General features: G+C 43.3%; 19 protein-coding genes and 3 pseudogenes. 11 read left to right on the forward strand and 11 right to left on the reverse strand.

The window, feature by feature from the left end:
- Positions 1-221: pseudogene (locus H540_RS0117845) on the reverse strand (hypothetical protein); the annotation flags it as partial.
- Between the two features lie 363 nt (positions 222-584).
- On the opposite strand from H540_RS0117845, the gene H540_RS0117850 reads away from it, so the two are divergent.
- From H540_RS0117850 to H540_RS0117860, 3 genes are all read left to right on the forward strand, one after another.
- Positions 585-923 carry a UPF0715 family protein gene (locus H540_RS0117850; protein WP_245592279.1) on the forward strand — a complete coding sequence of 113 codons (339 nt, stop codon included), beginning with the start codon at positions 585-587 and terminating at the stop codon, positions 921-923.
- Positions 924-987: 64 nt separating this feature from the next.
- On the forward strand, positions 988-1,314 hold the full coding sequence (locus tag H540_RS0117855) for an Imm8 family immunity protein (protein ID WP_028401810.1): 327 nt from the start codon (positions 988-990) through the stop codon (positions 1,312-1,314).
- Positions 1,315-1,462: 148 nt separating this feature from the next.
- Entirely contained in the window at positions 1,463-1,657 is a 195-nt protein-coding gene (locus H540_RS0117860; protein ID WP_028401811.1) for a hypothetical protein, read from the forward strand.
- A gap of 436 nt (positions 1,658-2,093) precedes the next feature.
- On the opposite strand, the gene H540_RS0117865 is transcribed toward H540_RS0117860, so the two are convergent.
- Both H540_RS0117865 and H540_RS0117870 read right to left on the reverse strand, forming a co-directional pair.
- On the reverse strand, positions 2,094-2,915 hold the full coding sequence (locus H540_RS0117865) for a Cof-type HAD-IIB family hydrolase (protein WP_028401812.1): 822 nt from the start codon (positions 2,913-2,915) through the stop codon (positions 2,094-2,096).
- A gap of 84 nt (positions 2,916-2,999) precedes the next feature.
- Positions 3,000-4,280, reverse strand: a complete 1,281-nt coding sequence (locus tag H540_RS0117870; RefSeq protein ID WP_028401813.1) for a purine/pyrimidine permease — start codon at positions 4,278-4,280, stop codon at positions 3,000-3,002.
- 241 nt (positions 4,281-4,521) lie between these two features.
- Between H540_RS0117870 and H540_RS32300 the strand changes: the two are divergent.
- From H540_RS32300 to H540_RS0117885, 3 genes and pseudogenes are all read left to right on the forward strand, one after another.
- Positions 4,522-4,722: pseudogene (locus H540_RS32300) on the forward strand (cation:proton antiporter regulatory subunit); the annotation flags it as partial.
- 5 nt (positions 4,723-4,727) lie between these two features.
- Complete coding sequence (locus H540_RS0117880; protein WP_028401814.1) at positions 4,728-5,000, forward strand: YwdI family protein; 273 nt, start codon at positions 4,728-4,730, stop codon at positions 4,998-5,000.
- A gap of 64 nt (positions 5,001-5,064) precedes the next feature.
- The gene (locus H540_RS0117885) at positions 5,065-5,436 is read left to right on the forward strand and encodes a DUF423 domain-containing protein (protein ID WP_028401815.1); all 372 of its coding nucleotides are present in this window, start codon (positions 5,065-5,067) and stop codon (positions 5,434-5,436) included.
- A gap of 51 nt (positions 5,437-5,487) precedes the next feature.
- Here the strand turns inward: H540_RS0117885 and gerQ are convergent, their stop codons facing one another.
- The 3 genes and pseudogenes from gerQ to hemQ all read right to left on the reverse strand — a co-directional run bounded on the left by gerQ (position 5,488) and on the right by hemQ (position 7,313).
- Entirely contained in the window at positions 5,488-5,916 is a 429-nt protein-coding gene (gene gerQ, locus H540_RS0117890; RefSeq protein WP_028401816.1) for a spore coat protein GerQ, read from the reverse strand.
- A gap of 75 nt (positions 5,917-5,991) precedes the next feature.
- A pseudogene (locus tag H540_RS30115) lies at positions 5,992-6,349 on the reverse strand (cell wall hydrolase).
- A gap of 220 nt (positions 6,350-6,569) precedes the next feature.
- Positions 6,570-7,313, reverse strand: a complete 744-nt coding sequence (gene hemQ, locus H540_RS0117900) for a hydrogen peroxide-dependent heme synthase (protein WP_028401817.1) — start codon at positions 7,311-7,313, stop codon at positions 6,570-6,572.
- Positions 7,314-7,538: 225 nt separating this feature from the next.
- Here hemQ and pta point away from each other — a divergent pair, with 225 nt between their 5' ends.
- A complete protein-coding gene (pta, locus tag H540_RS0117905; protein WP_028401818.1) occupies positions 7,539-8,510 on the forward strand; it encodes a phosphate acetyltransferase in 972 nt (323 codons plus the stop codon).
- A gap of 30 nt (positions 8,511-8,540) precedes the next feature.
- Here the strand turns inward: pta and lipL are convergent, their stop codons facing one another.
- Together lipL and H540_RS0117915 are read right to left on the reverse strand one after the other, a co-directional pair.
- Positions 8,541-9,374: an octanoyl-[GcvH]:protein N-octanoyltransferase gene (gene lipL, locus H540_RS0117910; RefSeq protein ID WP_028401819.1), complete on the reverse strand. Its 834-nt coding sequence runs from the start codon at positions 9,372-9,374 to the stop codon at positions 8,541-8,543.
- An 80-nt stretch (positions 9,375-9,454) separates the two neighbouring features.
- Positions 9,455-10,144: an RsfA family transcriptional regulator gene (locus tag H540_RS0117915; protein WP_028401820.1), complete on the reverse strand. Its 690-nt coding sequence runs from the start codon at positions 10,142-10,144 to the stop codon at positions 9,455-9,457.
- 209 nt (positions 10,145-10,353) lie between these two features.
- On the opposite strand from H540_RS0117915, the gene H540_RS0117920 reads away from it, so the two are divergent.
- Together H540_RS0117920 and H540_RS0117925 are read left to right on the forward strand one after the other, a co-directional pair.
- Positions 10,354-10,578, forward strand: coding sequence for a YuzB family protein (locus H540_RS0117920; protein ID WP_028401821.1), 225 nt, complete (start codon positions 10,354-10,356; stop codon positions 10,576-10,578).
- 350 nt (positions 10,579-10,928) lie between these two features.
- Entirely contained in the window at positions 10,929-12,236 is a 1,308-nt protein-coding gene (locus H540_RS0117925) for an HD domain-containing protein (protein WP_028401822.1), read from the forward strand.
- Between the two features lie 68 nt (positions 12,237-12,304).
- Here H540_RS0117925 and H540_RS0117930 read toward each other — a convergent pair whose 3' ends face one another.
- Entirely contained in the window at positions 12,305-12,490 is a 186-nt protein-coding gene (locus H540_RS0117930) for a 2-hydroxymuconate tautomerase (protein WP_028401823.1), read from the reverse strand.
- 132 nt (positions 12,491-12,622) lie between these two features.
- On the opposite strand from H540_RS0117930, the gene H540_RS0117935 reads away from it, so the two are divergent.
- Both H540_RS0117935 and H540_RS0117940 read left to right on the forward strand, forming a co-directional pair.
- Positions 12,623-13,297 carry a site-2 protease family protein gene (locus H540_RS0117935; RefSeq protein ID WP_028401824.1) on the forward strand — a complete coding sequence of 225 codons (675 nt, stop codon included), beginning with the start codon at positions 12,623-12,625 and terminating at the stop codon, positions 13,295-13,297.
- A 15-nt stretch (positions 13,298-13,312) separates the two neighbouring features.
- The gene (locus H540_RS0117940) at positions 13,313-13,828 is read left to right on the forward strand and encodes a YwhD family protein (RefSeq protein WP_028401825.1); all 516 of its coding nucleotides are present in this window, start codon (positions 13,313-13,315) and stop codon (positions 13,826-13,828) included.
- 242 nt (positions 13,829-14,070) lie between these two features.
- On the opposite strand, the gene H540_RS0117945 is transcribed toward H540_RS0117940, so the two are convergent.
- Positions 14,071-16,122: a PBP1A family penicillin-binding protein gene (locus tag H540_RS0117945; protein WP_028401826.1), complete on the reverse strand. Its 2,052-nt coding sequence runs from the start codon at positions 16,120-16,122 to the stop codon at positions 14,071-14,073.
- A gap of 303 nt (positions 16,123-16,425) precedes the next feature.
- The gene (locus H540_RS0117950; protein WP_028401827.1) at positions 16,426-17,169 is read right to left on the reverse strand and encodes a glycerophosphodiester phosphodiesterase; all 744 of its coding nucleotides are present in this window, start codon (positions 17,167-17,169) and stop codon (positions 16,426-16,428) included.
- Positions 17,170-17,396: the final 227 nt, after the last annotated feature.

Here is a 17,396-nt window from a genome sequence, read left to right on the forward strand (position 1 = left end):
ACAGCCTTTCCTAAGTTCTTCACATCTAGACTATACATATTAACTACACCCGGTTTTGGTTTTGAAAGACGTGGATCATTGTCCATTTTCCCAATTTTTAATTGCCAACGTTCAGAGGATTTTAATATAGGTAAAGGACCAAATGAGGATGCTTTTGCTGTTATATTACTACCAAATACAAAACATACCATACAAAAAAGAACAAATGTTATTTTTCGCATACTTCAACCTCCAAAGTACAATATTTTATCTTAGTTACTGTTTCCTGAAATAAAATACAATATGTACCAAGAGATTGAATGTAAAACACAGAAAAAATTAGGATTAACTTCCGATAACACTAATTATGTAAACACGAAATCCCTTCAGTAAGCGTGATCTGAAGGGGTTTTTTGTAAGTTTATAGATACATGAACTACCGATAATGAGATGTTATGTAAACTTGACATGAATAGGATATACAGTTTTAAATGTTTCCCCATTTGTAATTCCTAATGGTTTAAAATGGAATTAATAAATGGAGAAATGAGGGAAATTAAGTGTTCTTGCAAAGATTGAAAGTCATTCTCTTATCAGGTCTGTGTATGTCTTTTGTCAATATCATAGCTGAATCACCTGGACCGTTATCAGAAGCTAATCTTAACCTCTTACCTATATATACTCTAGCTTACTCATTTGCTTTTACTATCTTTGCTATCCCGATTCAGTTACTTCTTTTTAAAACAAAACTAGCTAAACCATTTTCCCTATTTCCCTTATTGATATATATAATAGGTGCTCTAATTACTTTTCAGCTTATAAGTATGAGCGATTTTCATTATGATGGTTTAGTTTTCAACGATATTATATCTAATATTTATATAGTTTCTGCGGGGGGATTTTTCTGGTTATGGGATTCATTAATAATTTTAAACAGACAATAAATCAACTTCTGATAACGCGACTTATGTTAACTCAGGAAAAAGCTCAATTAAAGAGAGGTATATCATGATTGAAATTAAAGCATTAACAAAGGGTTATGAAAATTGGGGAGAAGACATAGACGATTTCTACATTTCTTATGAACTTGATATTGGCCCAAGTGATAGTAAATACCCATCAGATCTATTTAATTTTGATGTAGTAAGTCCAAAAAGACTAAACAGAATTCTTGAACATACCCAAATAGAAATTGGACGTGGATATTTGATTATGAATGATTTTAATACTCACACAGTAACTACAACAGTCAACCGATTAGTAAACACATGTAGGGGGAAAGATTTAGAACAGTCAATTCAAATGCTATCCCAATACTTTAGATATAGTGGTTAATTTTTAACTTCCGATAACGCGAATTATGTTAAGTATCTCTACACAAATAGAAGATAGAATGGGAAATAAGGGAATACGTTGTAACTTTACTACCGATAGCCCAAACTACGTCAACAATAGCTGCATTTTTCATGCAAGGGGATTACAAATGATTAAAAATATTTTAATAATGTTGTTAGGTATCTGCTTATTTATTTTCGGATTATTTCAGTTTAAATGGGATTTGGAAGCTGAAGAGGAAGAAAATGATAAGAAAGAAGAACAAAGATTTTTTGATAAGTTTTGGAAGGTTATAAATGTCATTTTTGACATTCCCTTTTGGGAATTAGGATTCAGTATTTAGGTAATCTTAGGCGGGATTATTGTGTTTTCAATAGGATTATTACCATTAATTCTATTATAAGAACAAAAGAAATTAATCTAACTTCCGATAACACTGATTATGTAAACAGTAAAGCCGTCCTAATCAAGCTAACGAAATGAACTTCCCCAAAAATAAAAAAACGCCATTCTTTTGTAGAATCATACGAAAGAATGGCGTTTTTTCCGTTTTGGAGATATGATTTTGTCTTGCCTTGATGGCAATGCGGCAGAACCTCTATATGAGTAAATTATAATTTCGACATTTTCAGGTGCGATGTGCAACCAAAAGGGAGTATGGTATGCTTCTTCTCTCTGGTTTACCCTTGCATGAACCACTACAAAGGTTTGACCGCTTCTGCACGTCTTTTAATCTCTCCCCCTATAAAAAGGCGGTTTTTTTATTCACTTGTATATAATTAAGCATGTACAGTTTGCTTGAGCACAAATTCCTCCACGACCTTCGCAACGCCGTCATTCATATTTGTATCTGTTACGTAATTCGCTTTTTCCTTAATGTCATCAGGTGCATTGCCCATTGCAACGCCAAGCCCTGCAAATTCAATCATAGCCAAGTCATTGTAGCTGTCACCCATTGCGATTACTTCCTCGCGCGTAATGCCAAGCTTTCCTATCAAGTGGTTCAAGCTTGTTCCCTTGGTTACGCCTGCTTCTGTGAACTCTAAGAAGAACGGTTTAGAGCGCATGACGCTAAGTTCACCTTTAAGCTCTTCCTGCAATTTTTTCTCTACAACCACGAGACGCTCAGGATCTTCCATCATCAGTACTTTTACAACAGGTTCTGTCACAGCTTCTAGTAAACTATAAACCTCTGTAATTTGCATGCCTGTAATATCGCCTTCAATTTCGGTATATTGGTTATTGGCTTCTGTTATGATCAAATCACCTACGTACGTATGCATCCACACATCTTCCTGACGGCTGATATCATACAAGCGGCTCACTGTTTCCGGAGACAGCGTGCTGCTGAATAATTCTTCGTTCGTTTTGCAATTGATGATTTTGGCACCGTTAAAGGAAAGAATGAAGCTTCCGTATTCCTCCAAGCGAAGTTCCTCGGCAATGTGGTGCATTGCATAAGTCGGGCGTCCTGATGCAAGAACAACCTTGACGCCTGCCTCCTGCGCTGCCATTAAAGCTGCCTTTGTGCACGGAGAAATCGTGTGATCGTCACGAAGCAATGTATCATCTAAATCTAGTACTATCATTTTGTATTCCATTGTTATACGCCCTTTCTGGAATGGGTTTCATAGTACAATCCTAACAACAATGAAAAAAGAGCGCAACGAAAGAAGTTTTCCATCTCATATGTGCTTCTGTTTTTTGCGGGAAAGGACTGCATCCAGCACGATTGCAAGGACGGTGCCGAGCACGAGACCGTTGCTTAAAAAGGAAGCGAGAAACGGCGGCAGGGACGTGTAGGCTTGGGCAGGTATGAACATGATGCCGATGCCCGTGAAAAGAGAAAAGCCTGCGATGCGGAACAGCGGCTCTTTATTTTCGACGGTTTCGAATTCTTTGAATGCCAACCCGAGCATGCCCGAAAATACCGGGAATAAAGCTGCATAGCCGACAGCTGCCGGAATGGCCGCAAAGAATGCTGTGACACTTGGGAAAATGCTCATCAACACAATCAGCGCTGACCCAAGCAAGAACGGAAGCCGTCTATTGATTTTGGAAGACGCGATAAACCCGGCTGAGCCGGAAATGGCGACAGGTCCGATCGTAGAAAATAGCCCGCCGAGCAATTGACTGATGCCGGAAACGATGCCGGCTTGCTTGAAGCGATTTTGTTCAAATGGCACATTTTGCTGGGTCAATACTTGTTGCACGACCCGAATGCTTGCTAACATATTGGTAAGAAGAAGAAGCGTAACGAACAAAACGGTAATCACCATGTTAGCTTCGATGCGCGGCAGGCCGAACACGAAAATGTGCGGCAGCTGTATCACGTTATGTACGAACGGAGTCGGCTTGGAAAAGCCAAACAAGGCAAACAGCCCCCACCCCGCCAGCATGCTGAACAAAACAGAATATTGACCGATACGAGGAACCTTCATGAAAAGCAGCGAAGCAACAATAATACAGATGGACAGCAAAAGAATGGAGCCCTGAATCGTCTTTTGTCCGCCTCCGAGTCCCGCCATGCCTTTTAGAAAAGAACCGCTCAGCTGTGCCACAAGGAGAAACAAGTATGTACCTATAACCGTAGGTGTAAAATATTGGGTGAGCTTGTTAATTAGTCCACATACACTCAGTAAAATAGAAATTATACCGCTTAGCAAAAATGCATACTGCATCACGCGCAGCGTTTCCATATGCGAGCCGAACAGTACAATGCCAAGCCCGGCATACAAGGACATCACGCCCCACCAAAGCCCTGCAGGCCCTTCTTGAATCGGAAGCTTATGCCCGAGCCATGCTTGAAGAATTCCCGCTAAGCCAAGGACGAAAAAGGTGCGCTGCACAAACTCCAACGCATCAGCCCCTTCCAAACCGTAGCTGGATGCTACACTGATTGGGACAACCAGACTTCCTGCCAGAATAAAGAAAGCCCACTGCAGGGCGGAAAGGATAAATTTCATAGTATCACTCTCTTTCTATATAAGTCCACTTTGCTATTCCGACATATCTATCGTTTGCCACGTAGAACAAAAGGGAAACTGCGCTCACTCCCTCTCTATGGTTTACCCCTGCATGGGCCACGAAAAGGGTTTGACCGCTTCTATGCTTAGTCGGATGCTCTCTCCCCCTTAAAAGAAAAGTTTTTATGTCGATTTTTTTAGTTGCATTTATATAAACAATCCTTTTCTAGTATATACCTGTTCTGTTAGCGCTTGCAAAACATTGCAGGAAAATAATTTCCGAAGCCGCTTCGATATAACAGTTCTTGCCATTTTACGCACGAGTACAGTAATTCATAATCCGACTGGGGAGGAAATGTTGCAAGAACATGATATGATAATAGTGTTTGGACCGGCAGAAAAGCTCAAACTATTAGAAAAGGCATGTCAAAATATGAGGTGAATATAATGCAAGTATCAATGGATGCAATTTTAAACAAATTAGCGAAGGAATTATCTTTAACAGAGCAGCAAAAACAAAACCCGCAAAAGGTAAGGGAGCATTTGAACGTGATTCGCGCACTATGCGATTTAGTGCTGGATGAAGGGACAGAAGCAGGTGTGCGTTCCATGCCGTTGTCCGAGCCGAAATTCACGGCGCCTCAAGCCACTGTGCTTTCATCCAATCCCGTCTATCTGCAGGAGGATGACGCGAACGGCGGTTCTTTACTGGATTTCTAAAACATTGGATTCTTGTTCGAATTTTCTTTATGATAAAAGTAAAAAAGAAAATAGGTGAACAAATATGAAAATCTTCTTCTTGTTAGGCTGTATTATGGCATTCTTAGCTGTCGCGCTCGGTGCATTCGGCGCGCACGGACTGGAAGGGAAAATTTCTGAGAGAATGCTGCAGAACTGGAAAACAGGTGTTACATACCAGATGTTTCATGTAGCTGGTTTGTTTGTTGCAGCGTTTTTGATGGATAAGCTGCAAAACACTTCTCTTGTATCCACGGCGGGCTGGCTCATGCTTGCAGGTATCGTGATTTTTTCCGGCAGCTTATATGTAATGGCTTTGACGGGCGTCAAAATACTCGGTGCCATCACACCGATTGGCGGGGTAGCATTTCTTACAGCATGGGTACTGCTTGCTATTGCGGCAGTGAAGGGGCTGTAAAGGTCAGAAACAACAAGAAAGCTGGCAGACTGCAGTCTGCCAGCTTTCTTGTTATCTCGGCGCGTATGTCGCCGGTTGTGTTTGAGGGAAGTAGATAATTTCTTCTGGAAATTCTACATAATCCAAGTAAATCATTAACAGAAGATAACGTTTGCCTGTAGCCGGGTCGCTTAAAATGACGTGGTCGCGTCCAGCCGCTTCAATGACGCCTTTGTAGGCCTGTGTGCCGAGAGAGCTTCCTCTTTCATACGTCATATACAACGTTGCCTGTTTTCCTTTATTCAAGCGAAGAATATTCTCGATGTACGATTGCTCAAGCGGCAGCATACCTTGGGAGATTGCATATTGTGCTTGTGCTGCTTGTGTGGCTTGTTGAGGCGTCATTTGCGCCTGCTGCGGATAGGCTTGCGGAAACTGCCGGCCCGGCGGCTGATAGAAACCGCCGTCTGCTCCGTAATATGGATTTTGGTTGGCCATAATACCCCTCCTCGGTTAAATCGAGTATACTTTCGGACAATCCGCTCCGGTTGGTTGGAAGAAGCAGTGCTTTTTATATCATTCTGAATTTTGCTGATCATACCAGCTGTCGGGACATGCGCCTGCAGGCCTGAAGAACTACAGGCCGTACGTCGCCGGCCAAAATCGTTCTCTGTTGATGACGCGCCGCGCAAGTGTAATATCGCTGTCTCTGGCACGCTGATAGAAGCAGCCCGTCGCTTCAAACCCCCGGATTTTGAAATACCATTTGGTGCAAACTGTGAATCTTTTTGAAGTCCAAGCAATTGCCGAGCACCCTGTTGACACTGACATTGCCTACCATCAGCATACCGAGCTGTCCTTCGCCTTCAGCTTCCGCTCTAATGAGCCGGGCGAGAAGTTTTACATCTTCTTTGTTATAAGAGACGACTCCCATAACCTCATCTCGCTTCTTGGTGTGCATACACCAAAGGCAGTTCTGAGTTGTCTTATTTTATGATGGAAAAACAGGATTGCTTGTAGAAGAACTACTAATTCATACGTATGAAGAAGAGACAGGAGTTATGACAAGAAAAGCGGAATCGGCTTGTTCAGGCGCAGAACCTAGCCGATGGAGCTAGACAAGAAAAGCTTCCTGCAAGGCAGGAAGCTTTTCTTTACACATAAAGGAATTTTGCCACTTTCTCTTCCGGAAGAATATTTCCGACGAAGAAGGAGCCGAATTCGCCGTAACGTGCGCTTACTTCATCAAAACGCATTTCGTATATAAGCTTTTTAAATTGAAGCACATCGTCTGCGAAAAGGGTTACGCCCCACTCATAATCATCGAAGCCTACGGAGCCTGTGATGATTTGACGAACCTTACCCGTATATTGACGGCCGATTTTGCCGTGACTGTACATTAGTTTCTTGCGGTCTTCCATTGGAAGCATGTACCAGTTGTCTTCACCTTGACGGCGCTTGTCCATCGGATAGAAGCACACGTGGTTCGCCTTTGGCAGAGCCGGCTTTAAGCGAGCGATGATTTGCGGATTTTGGTATGGGTCCTCATCAGCAGGCAAATAGTTGCTCAGCTCGACTACAGATACGTAAGAGTATGCAGGGATCATATATTCTGCAAGTGTTGTCTTGTTGAATTCGGTTTCAATTTCGTTCAGCTCTTCCATTGTTGGACGCAAAATCATAAGCATAAGGTCCGCTTTTTGCCCAACAACGGAATAAATTGCATGACTGCCGGCATTCGCACTCTCTGTTTTATTCCACTTTTCTACTATATTTAAAAATTCTACAATTGCTTTTTGGCGCTCGTCGCTTGATAATTGCTTCCAAGCTGTCCAATCCATCGTACGAAAATCATGTAAACAATACCAACCGTCTAACGTTTTTGCTGCTTCACTCATATCGTCACCTCTATATTTTCATGGTATACATCATTACTATAGCACAAACGAAACGAAAAACAGAATGCCCCGTTTCAAGGACACGAAGTTGTCACATATGTATATCAGAAAATTTTTAATATATAATCATTTTTCGATTTCCGATTTTTTAGGATCGAAAAGTTTAAATTATAGTTAAAAAGCTTTATCCTTATGGGTGGAGCATATTTCGAGGAGGTTTTACGAATGAGTGATTTATTCACAACAGTAAAAGACAAATTGCACGGTAAAGGAACGACAATTGTATTCCCGGAAGGAACGGATGAGAGAATTCTGGGCGCTGCAGAGCGTTTGGCGAAGGATGAGCTTGTGAAGCCAATCTTAATCGGCAGCAAGGAAGAGATTCAAGCGAAAGCATCCAGCATGAATTTAACTTTGTCTGGAATCGATATCTATGATCCTGCAGCATACGAAGCAATGGATGAAATGGTAGCTTCTTTCGTAGAACGCCGTAAAGGAAAAGTATCTGAAGAAGATGCACGCAAAATTCTTCAAGATGAAAACTATTTTGGCACAATGCTTGTTTATATGGGTAAAGCGCAAGGACTTGTGAGCGGTGCAGCGCATTCTACGGCTGACACAGTACGTCCGGCATTGCAAATCATTAAAACAAAACCAGGCGTAACGAAAACATCTGGTGTATTCATCATGGTTCGCGAAGATGAAAAGTATGTGTTTGCGGATTGCGCTATCAACATTTCTCCTGCAGCACAAGATTTAGCAGAAATCGCAATTGAAAGCGCGAAAACAGCAGAGTTATTCGGCATCGATCCTCGCGTGGCAATGTTAAGCTTCTCTACAAAAGGCTCTGCGAAATCTCCAGAGACAGAAAAGGTTGTAGAAGCAACACGCATCGCAAAGGAAATGGCACCTGAATTAACATTGGATGGCGAATTCCAATTTGATGCAGCATTTGTACCGTCCGTAGCGGAAAAGAAAGCACCTGGTTCCGTGATTAAAGGAGATGCGAACGTATTCGTATTCCCAAGTCTAGAAGCAGGAAACATCGGCTACAAAATCGCACAACGCTTAGGAAAATTCGAGGCAATCGGACCGATCTTGCAAGGATTGAACATGCCGGTAAACGACTTATCCCGCGGCTGTAATGAAGAAGATGTATACAAGCTTGCATTGATTACTGCAGCGCAAGCTATATAATAAAAAGCCCCGTGAAAACGGGGCTTTTTATTATAGAAGCACTTTATTATTACGCTCCACAACACGATGCAAATTATGCTCGTAAATCGGCACTTCATCCGGCATGAGCTGAGAAGGCGTAAGTTTGTCTGTCATACGCTGCAAGGCTTGGAGGAGACGAAGCATCAGGTCTGAAACAGTAATGGTTTCGCCCAGCAATTCAGACAGAGACGCCATCGTTTCGGGCACGATGCTTGGAAAGACGAATTTCGTTTGTTCCCCTTTTAAAGAAATACTGTAGAAATCACGGATTAACGCTGCTCGTTCAGAACCGCTGCCTGTAGCGCATAAATAAATTTGCACGGCAATGCCGCCGCGAATGCGCCGCTGGGAAATGCCGGCAAACTTTTTATTGCCGATGCTTAAATCATAGCTGCCCGGGCAATAGGAGCCGACGATTTCCTTCGCTTCAATTGTAACGTTATAATCTTTTAGGATGTCTTGAATTAAATCCCACATGGCATCATAGCCGAGATTAATATCGATGCCTTTTTCAGTTTCACGCAAGATAAGCGAAACGTTCAAAACGCCTTCATCCAATACAACAGCCAGTCCGCCGGAGTTGCGGACGATGACGTTGCGGCCTTGCTCTTTTAAAAATTGAATGCCCTCCTGCAAATAGGGAAGCTTCGTATCCTGAATGCCGAGTACAATCGTATCGTGATGAACCCAAGAACGCATTGTCGCAGGAGATGTGCCGTTTCCGACAGTCGTGCATAACGTATCATCCATCGCAAACGACTGCAGCGCATGAAATTGCGGACCGAGGCTCGATTGATCAATGATGCGCCACTCGGGCTGATAAAGAATTTGGGAATTGCTCATGATATGGACTCCTTATTATCAAATCTCTCTCCATTATAACAAAAAAGGGAGATAGCAATATAGCTATCTTCCCTCACCTACTATTCTGCAATTTTCTCCAAATTTCCGTTGCGATCCATACGGAAGCTTGTAGCCGTGCGCTCCTCGTCCTCCATAAGAGCGAGTTTTCGCGCCCGGTTCATAATCTTCATGATTGTTTCGTAATCTTCCTGAATCGTAGTGGACTGCTGTTCCATTTGGTTGATTTTATGCACCAGCTCTTCATTTTGGCGGGCGTATTCTGCAATTTCCCGCTTCAGTCTCTCATTCTCTCTTTCGAGTGCCGACGCTTTCACATCGGAGCTTCCGAGTGACTGTAAGAATGAGATGACATCTGACATGGCAATAGGACCTGAGCTGTATGTCGGTACCGCTACGGATACAAACTCTTCACCAAAATCAAAATCTTCCGCTTCTTCATCTGTCAAATTGGTTGGCGCCGTAAAAGCTGGAATTGGCGGGTTATACAATAACTTTTTCTTCGCTTGATCTCCGCCAGAAGCTCTCATTTTTTCTTTGCGATGCTTCTTCGCAAGCTGCAATGCTTTATCGTAGTTATAACGTACCACTGCATTCCAGCGGAAGCCGCATGCCGCAGACGTGCGGTTCAGCTTGTCACCGACCTCTTCGAACGCATTCAATTGCGTGCTTCCTTCGCGGACGTGGCGCAGCACGGTTTCCGCAAGCAATAAATCATCTTCTTCTGTCCAAGCATCTTGTCTCACTTTCATAGATTCATCTCCTTATCCTTGAAATGTATATTTACTATTTTTAGAATGGACAAAAGATTGATTTTTTATACAAACCTTTCAAAAAAATGGTAGATTGAGATGGGGAACTTGCATGAGTTACAAAAGAGAGGTAAAATACCTTTTAGTTGTTTTTATAATGGTGAATACTATACTTGAGAAAAGTTTAGGATATAGAAGGGATGTACAATATGGCAAATGAATTTCGTGTGTGCGATGACTGTCAGGCGACGAACTTGAAAACATTGCTGCCGCGTTTAAACAAGATAGATGCAAACGCTGATATTAAAATTGGCTGCCAATCGTATTGCGGTCCCGGCCGTAAAAAGTCCTTTGCATTTGTAAATAATCGTCCGGTTGCTGCGCCGAACGAGGATGAATTGATTAAAAAGATCGAGGACAAGTTAAGCAAATAAAAGAGGGGCACTTCTTGCACAAAGAGGTGCTTTTTGTTTTTAAATGATGAGAAATTATGAAATTTCGCGGCAATGCTTCCCAATACTTTCCTTCTTAAAACCCACAATTGACTACGACATACAAAGGAACAAACATGCATGCTTAGTAAAAAGACACAGGGGAGCTGCTATATTCTGCAGGCGCACTACGCCCACCTAAAAAGAATTCAGTACTGGTTTCTCTCGTGCTGAGTTTTTCTTACGTAAAAATGGATAAAAATAAATACGCATATAAAAAGTCCAGAATTTCCATATGATTACGATTTATATATAATAAAGATACAACTTACAGCTGAAAGGGGGTTATTGGTTTGTTATATTCAAATGGCAAACTCGATGAAAAAAAGGTATTCAAGGACCCTGTACATAAGTATGTCCAAGTTCGCGATAAAATCATTTGGGATTTAATCGGAACGATGGAATTTCAACGCTTGCGCCGCATCCGTCAGCTCGGCACGACATTTTTTACCTTCCACGGCGCGGAGCACAGCCGTTTCAACCACTCCCTTGGTGTATATGAAATCGTGCGCCGCATGATTGACGATATATTCGACGGAAGACCTCAGTGGAATGCAGAGGACCGTCTGTTATGCTTGTGTGCCGCTCTGCTTCACGATGTCGGTCACGGTCCGTTTTCTCATTCCTTTGAAAAGGTATTTCACCTGAACCATGAAAAGTTTACGCAGCGAATCATTTTAGGAGACACAGAAGTCAACAAAGTGCTCAGCCGTGTAGATGCTGAATTTCCGCAAAAGGTGGCGGACGTCATTGCTAAAACATCCGATAATAAGCTTGCCATCAGCATGATTTCCAGCCAAATTGACGCCGACCGCATGGATTATTTGCTTCGCGACGCGTATTTCACAGGTGTAAGCTATGGTAATTTTGATATGGAGCGTATCCTCCGCGTCATGCGCCCTCACGGCAATCAGGTTGTCATTAAAGCAAGCGGCATGCATGCGGTAGAGCACTATATTATGAGCCGCTATCAAATGTATTGGCAGGTTTACTTCCATCCGGTGACGCGCAGCGCAGAGGTGATTTTAACGAAAATTCTGCATCGCGCTAAAGCGCTGCACCAGCAGTGTTACACCTTCAAATATCATCCGGTGCATTTCTATTCATTGTTTGAGGAAGAAGTAACGCTTGGAGATTACTTGAAGCTTGATGAAAACATTATGTATTACTACTTTCAAGTATGGCAGGAGGAAGAGGACCCAATCCTTCGCGACTTATGCCGCCGCTTCATGAACCGCAACTTGTTCAAATATGTGGAATTTACAGAAAGACATCATGGTCTCAATAACTGGGTGGAATTAAGCAGTCTGTTCAAAAAAGCGGGCATTGATCCGGAATATTACTTAGTTGTTGATTCCACATCAGATTTGCCGTATGACTTTTATCGCGCCGGCGAGGAAGAAGAGCGTTTGCCGATTTTGCTGCTTATGCCAAACGGAGAGCTGCGGGAGCTGTCCCGGGAATCGGATATCGTTGAGGCGATTACAGGAAAGAAACGAACGGATCAAAAGCTGTTTTATCCGCATGATCTTTTATATGAGGACGGAAGAAAAGGAAAAGTAAAAGAGAAAATTATTAGCTTGTTAGAAGGGAAGGCATAAGAAAAGCAGCCTCGGCTGCTTTTCTTATGTCCAGCTCCGCCTGAACGAGCCGGCTCCGCTTTTCTTAACTATTCATCGCTTAAACGTTTGCCGGCTATTGCGTAGTGGTTTTTGGACATTTCTTCGATGAATACAACGACTGCGCTTGCCGGAGCTCCTGTTGTTTCGACGACTGCAGCAGTTACTTTCTCTGCTAATGCTTTCTTTTGCTCTTCTGTACGGCCTTCTAACATTTTTACTGTTACGTATGGCATATCTATCGCTCCTTGTATGTAGAATTACAATACTATTATAACGAATTCTCCTTCATAACACTCAGAAAAAATACATTTTAACAGGAATTCTGCTATGCTTATGATAAAAGTAATATGTAGAGGAGATGAACGATGGAGCATTTATTCGTATATCCGTTACAGGATATTCCTTTAGTCGCTTTAGCGCTTATGGCAGCTTTTTCTGTGCATGAGTTCGCCCATGCGTATGTGGCATATAAATTCGGAGATCCGACTGCGCAAAAGCAAGGGCGTCTGACATTGTCGCCGTTTGCGCATTTGGATCTGTTCGGAACGCTTGCCATTTTCCTGCTGGGCTTCGGCTGGGCGCGCCCTGTTCCGGTCAACCCGTATTTCTTTAAAAAACCGAGATTGGCGGGCATTCTCGTGTCTATAGCCGGTCCATTAAGCAATTTATTCTTGGGCGCAATTGGCATGATTGTTTGGTACGCGCTTATTCGATTCGGCGTGGTGAATTCTATACCGGAGTCTGTTAGTGTAACGCTAATCCGCTTCTTCAAGATTTTCATCAGCTTGAATCTCGTGCTGTTTGTGTTCAACCTGCTGCCGTTGCCGCCGCTTGACGGCTATCGAATCGTGGAGGATTTAATGCCGGCAAATGTGCGCGCAAAAATGACGCAGTTTGAAAACTACGGAGCGATTATCTTTTTGATTCTTGTGATTACACCGCTTGACCAATATACGATTCAGCCGATTTTCAATGTGATTGTGCCGCGTGTAGCGGGAGCGCTTGAAAGCGTACTGGCACCTTTATTTGGACTTATTTAGACGGGAGGAACTGACATGGAAGAACAACCAAAGAAAAAAACGATTGGCTTTAATATTATTAAAGATGACTCTACAAGCGGCCACGGCGGCTTCGGCGTAGGCGCGCTGAGCTTGGAAAATATGTCTCCGGTCTTTGTCGATGTAACGGAAGGCACGGCTTTTGTAGATATGGGCGCTATGCATGCGCGCAGTGTAGTAGAGAAGGGCATTAAGTTCCTTCCGAACAAAGACGAGGTGCCAAACGGCAAACCGTACTGGCTCGTTTGGGTAACAATTGAAAGAATGCCGCAAGGAGCGTATTATGCAGGCGTGACAGCTTGTGAAATGACGGTAGACCGCGAAATCCGCCGCGGTTACAAGCTCTTGCCTGAGCACGTGAATAAGATGGATAAGTCTTTAAAGCGCCACATCATGGTAGATCACATGGATGAACCTTCCAAGAAGGTACTCGGCGAATTCTTGAAGAAGCATGACGCCGGCATGTGGGAGCACTCTAAAGATCAGTTGAAGAAAGAACTTCTTGGAGAGTGAAGACATACATTCCTGCCTTGTGAAAAGATAAATTTTCCAGTAAACTAAAATCAAGCCTGTCTACAGGAGAAACTAGGACAACGAAAGGTCCCTGCAATATTGCAGGGACCTTTCGTGTTTTTATAAGAAGTGCGGGAAAGGTGTATCGGCCAAGAACCTCCGCCACAAAAAGGCAAAAAGCGCCTTTTAGGGCGGAGGACCTTGACCTCTGCGCCTGAACGAGCCGGTTCCGCTTTTCTTGGTTACCAAGGAAAATATTTTTTCCACCAGCCGTTTTTCGCATCTTCCTTCGCTTTTATTTTCATACTGTTGAAATCTTCTTTGCCATCGAGATGCTCCATGCAATATTCAGTCGGTTCTGTTCCTTTTACGAAGTACATTTTAATGGAAATGGGGCAGCCCTTTGTGGCAATTTTTCCGTTTTGCGGGTTAATATCGACTGCAACTGTATCGGAAGTCTTTTCAAAATCTTCTTTAGGTTCCTCTTTCAAGCCTTCTTCCATTACTTTCGCCCATATTTCTTTCGCATAACGCTGCTCTGCCGCATTCGTCAGCTCTTTTTCCTTGTCATAGCCGGTCCACACACCGGTTACAAGCTGAGGAGTAAAACCAATCATCCAGCTGTCCGTTTTCGTAGAGCCTGATTTTCCTGCATAAGGCCGCGTCAGTTTATCAGCAATTGCTTGCCCGGTTACAGAAGCATAGCCGCTCAGCTTTTTATTGAACATGCCGGTCATCATTTCTTCCATTACGAAAGCATTGTTTTTGTCGAGAACCTGTTCGCCTTTCAGATGGGCATCGTATAAAACCGTCCCATCCCGGTCTAGAATTCGTCGGATGAAAACAGGCTGAATTTTCTTGCCGCCGTTTGCGAACATGCCGTACGCATTCACCATTTCAATCGGCTTAACGGGCGCAGTTCCCAGCGCAAGTGAAGGAATTGGCTGCATATCGCTCGTAATACCGAATTCCTTTGCGGTTTTAACCAGTGTTTCTTCTCCTAAAAACAAATGCGTTTTCACTGCATATACATTATCGGACACAGCGAGAGCTTGGGCCATCGTGACGAAATCCTCAGCGTAATAGTTATTGTAGTTGGTAGGTTTATAGGTCGAAACGCCGTCTGAAAGTTTAAAGGTCGTATATTCGCTTTTTAAGCGGGTAGCCGGCGTAAAGCCTTGTTCTAAAGCTGCATAATATAAAAATGGCTTGAAGGTAGAGCCTGGCTGACGATATGCTTGTGTCGCCCGGTTAAACTGGCTTTTTTGATAATCTTTCCCGCCGAGCAGCGCTTTTACCTCTCCCGTTTTCGGATTCATTGCCACAACGGCTGTTTCAAGCTCTGTGGAACTCGGAATCGTTTGCGAAGCAGCCTTTTCCACAATATCCTGCAGCTTCGGATCCAGCGTCGTGTAGATGCGCAAGCCGCCCCGTTCTATGATTTGTTCATCCATCTTTAAATCATGGAGGGATTGCTGTACGGCGTCCTGAAAATAAGGAGCGATTGCCGAAGCTGTTTGCGGCTTCAGCGGCTCGAAGCTAAGCTTTTCCTGCCATGCTGTATCTTCTTGCTGCTGTGTAATAAAGCCTTGCTTATGCATTTGGGAGAGAATGAGCTTCTGCCGCTGCTTTGCCCGCGCTTCATGCGCATACGGAGAATAATAGCTCGGCCCTTTTGGAATTCCCGCAAGCATGCTTGCCTCTGCCAGCGTCAAATCCTTCGCGTGCTTATTGAAATATAGTCTTGAAGCAGCTTCGACTCCATATGCTCCGTGACCGTAATAAATAGTATTTAAATAGCCTTCTAAAATCTGCTGTTTGCTGTAATTCACTTCTAAACGAATGGTATAAATTGCTTCCATCACCTTCCGCTTCCACGTTTTATCATGGTCCAAGTACAGGTTTCGTGCATACTGCTGCGTGATGGTACTGGCTCCTTGCACCATGGCCATTGCCTTTAAGTCGGCAACGGCTGCGCCGGCGATCCGTTTCATATCAAATCCGTAATGATCATAAAAGTGCTGGTCCTCAATCGCAAGGGTGGCTTCTCTTATGGACGGGGAAATATCATTAAGCGAAACCCAATACCGGTTTTGTCCTGTATGACTTTGACCGATAACGGAATCATCGCTCGCATAAAATACAGTCGTTTGCGGAACAGCAACAGGCGGCGGTCCGGCGATTTTGGCTGAAATAAAAATGACGGAAATAAGGACTGCTAGAATTAAAGAAACTGCTAAGCTCACAATTACAAAGGCGCGTATATACTTCGTATTGTTCGTAATGAGCTCCATTCGTTTCATCCCCCTCGTGTTTTTTACTAGTATTGAGGGATTTGGCGTTTTTTAAACGAATGCAGCAAAAAAAGAGCCTCTTATCGAAGCTCTTTATATTTGTGGGCGTAAAACCACGATACCTTTAGGTTCGTGGTAGTTCACCTTAAAGTAAGAAAGTATAAAACGATACTCGAATGCTTTACACTCCTTCCCTCTGTTCACAGTATGCAACACAAGCCTATGTGATTAGTAAAAAGACACAGGGGAGAGCGTCTTAAAAGGTTTGACCGCTGCTATACTCTGCAGGCGCTCTACGCCCATCTAAAAAGAATTGAACGGTTTTTTCTTATTCAACAATGACAATGCCCGCTCCGGCCAGTCTGTAATAATAACATCCACGCCGTACTCAATCATGCGGGTTAAATCTTCCGGTTCATTAATCGTATACGGCCGCAGCACATAGCCTTCTTCCTGTGCTTTTTGTACAAACTCCTTCGTTAACAGTTCGAAATTCGGATGCAGGCCGCTCGCTTTTCTTATTTTTGCTTCTGCCGTCGGTTCTGCAATCGGGTAATGATAGAGAATGGCCCTTTCTATATCCGGCGCTAATGCTTCGAGTATAGCAACGGAATCATGGTTGAAGGAAGAGAGTACTACGCGTTTCTCCATGCGATATTCCCGCACTAAATCAATTACCTTTTGCTCCAATTCTATATAGCGGATGACATCGTTTTTTAATTCGATATTCAAAAGCAGCATATTGCCTTGCATCCATTCCAGCACCTCGTGCAAGGTTGGAATCGTTTCGCCTACAAAAGAGGAACCGAAACTAGCATCCAGCTGCTTGAGCTCCTGTAACGTATGCTCACAAACGAGCCCGCTGCCGTTTGTAGTCCGATCTACCGTTTCATCATGAATAATGACAACTTCCCCGTCCTTGGATAGATGAACATCCAGTTCTATACCGTGGGCTCCCACCCGTTCTGCTTCACGAAAAGCAATCATTGTATTTTCCGGATGTGTGCCTTTTACGCCGCGGTGCGCAAAAATGAGGGGTTGCTTCATAGAATCGCTCCTTATCTATTGATATGTAATACAAATTATGAAGAGGCTTAGGGAACGAAACAAGTCGTTTTACAAAAAAATAACATAATTTTACATATATATAAAACTGAATAAAAAAATCGTCTTTTTATAGTGGGGCGAGAGCATCCGGCGACGTGCAGAAGCGGTCAAACCCTTGTAGTGGCCCATGCAAGGGTAAACCAGAGAGAGGAAGTAAGTGCCAATGC

Origin of the sequence: Ectobacillus panaciterrae DSM 19096, assembly GCF_000430785.1 — a bacterium.
Classification (GTDB): domain Bacteria; phylum Bacillota; class Bacilli; order Bacillales; family Bacillaceae_G; genus Ectobacillus; species Ectobacillus panaciterrae.

Bases quoted from the DNA above. Each gene is read 5' to 3' on its own strand.
- H540_RS0117930 (WP_028401823.1), bottom strand. From the start codon at position 12,490: ATGCCATACGTAACAGTAAAAATGTTAGAAGGCCGTACAGAAGAGCAA.
- pta (WP_028401818.1), top strand. From the start codon at position 7,539: ATGAGTGATTTATTCACAACAGTAAAAGACAAATTGCACGGTAAAGGA.
- H540_RS0117915 (WP_028401820.1), bottom strand. From the start codon at position 10,144: ATGAAAGTGAGACAAGATGCTTGGACAGAAGAAGATGATTTATTGCTT.
- H540_RS0117885 (WP_028401815.1), top strand. From the start codon at position 5,065: ATGAAAATCTTCTTCTTGTTAGGCTGTATTATGGCATTCTTAGCTGTC.
- H540_RS0117865 (WP_028401812.1), bottom strand. From the start codon at position 2,915: ATGGAATACAAAATGATAGTACTAGATTTAGATGATACATTGCTTCGT.
- hemQ (WP_028401817.1), bottom strand. From the start codon at position 7,313: ATGAGTGAAGCAGCAAAAACGTTAGACGGTTGGTATTGTTTACATGAT.
- H540_RS0117940 (WP_028401825.1), top strand. From the start codon at position 13,313: ATGGAAGAACAACCAAAGAAAAAAACGATTGGCTTTAATATTATTAAA.
- H540_RS0117945 (WP_028401826.1), bottom strand. From the start codon at position 16,122: ATGGAGCTCATTACGAACAATACGAAGTATATACGCGCCTTTGTAATT.
- H540_RS0117870 (WP_028401813.1), bottom strand. From the start codon at position 4,280: ATGAAATTTATCCTTTCCGCCCTGCAGTGGGCTTTCTTTATTCTGGCA.
- H540_RS0117935 (WP_028401824.1), top strand. From the start codon at position 12,623: ATGGAGCATTTATTCGTATATCCGTTACAGGATATTCCTTTAGTCGCT.
- H540_RS0117920 (WP_028401821.1), top strand. From the start codon at position 10,354: ATGGCAAATGAATTTCGTGTGTGCGATGACTGTCAGGCGACGAACTTG.
- lipL (WP_028401819.1), bottom strand. From the start codon at position 9,374: ATGAGCAATTCCCAAATTCTTTATCAGCCCGAGTGGCGCATCATTGAT.
- H540_RS0117880 (WP_028401814.1), top strand. From the start codon at position 4,728: ATGCAAGTATCAATGGATGCAATTTTAAACAAATTAGCGAAGGAATTA.
- H540_RS0117855 (WP_028401810.1), top strand. From the start codon at position 988: ATGATTGAAATTAAAGCATTAACAAAGGGTTATGAAAATTGGGGAGAA.
- H540_RS0117950 (WP_028401827.1), bottom strand. From the start codon at position 17,169: ATGAAGCAACCCCTCATTTTTGCGCACCGCGGCGTAAAAGGCACACAT.
- H540_RS0117850 (WP_245592279.1), top strand. From the start codon at position 585: ATGTCTTTTGTCAATATCATAGCTGAATCACCTGGACCGTTATCAGAA.
- H540_RS0117860 (WP_028401811.1), top strand. From the start codon at position 1,463: ATGATTAAAAATATTTTAATAATGTTGTTAGGTATCTGCTTATTTATT.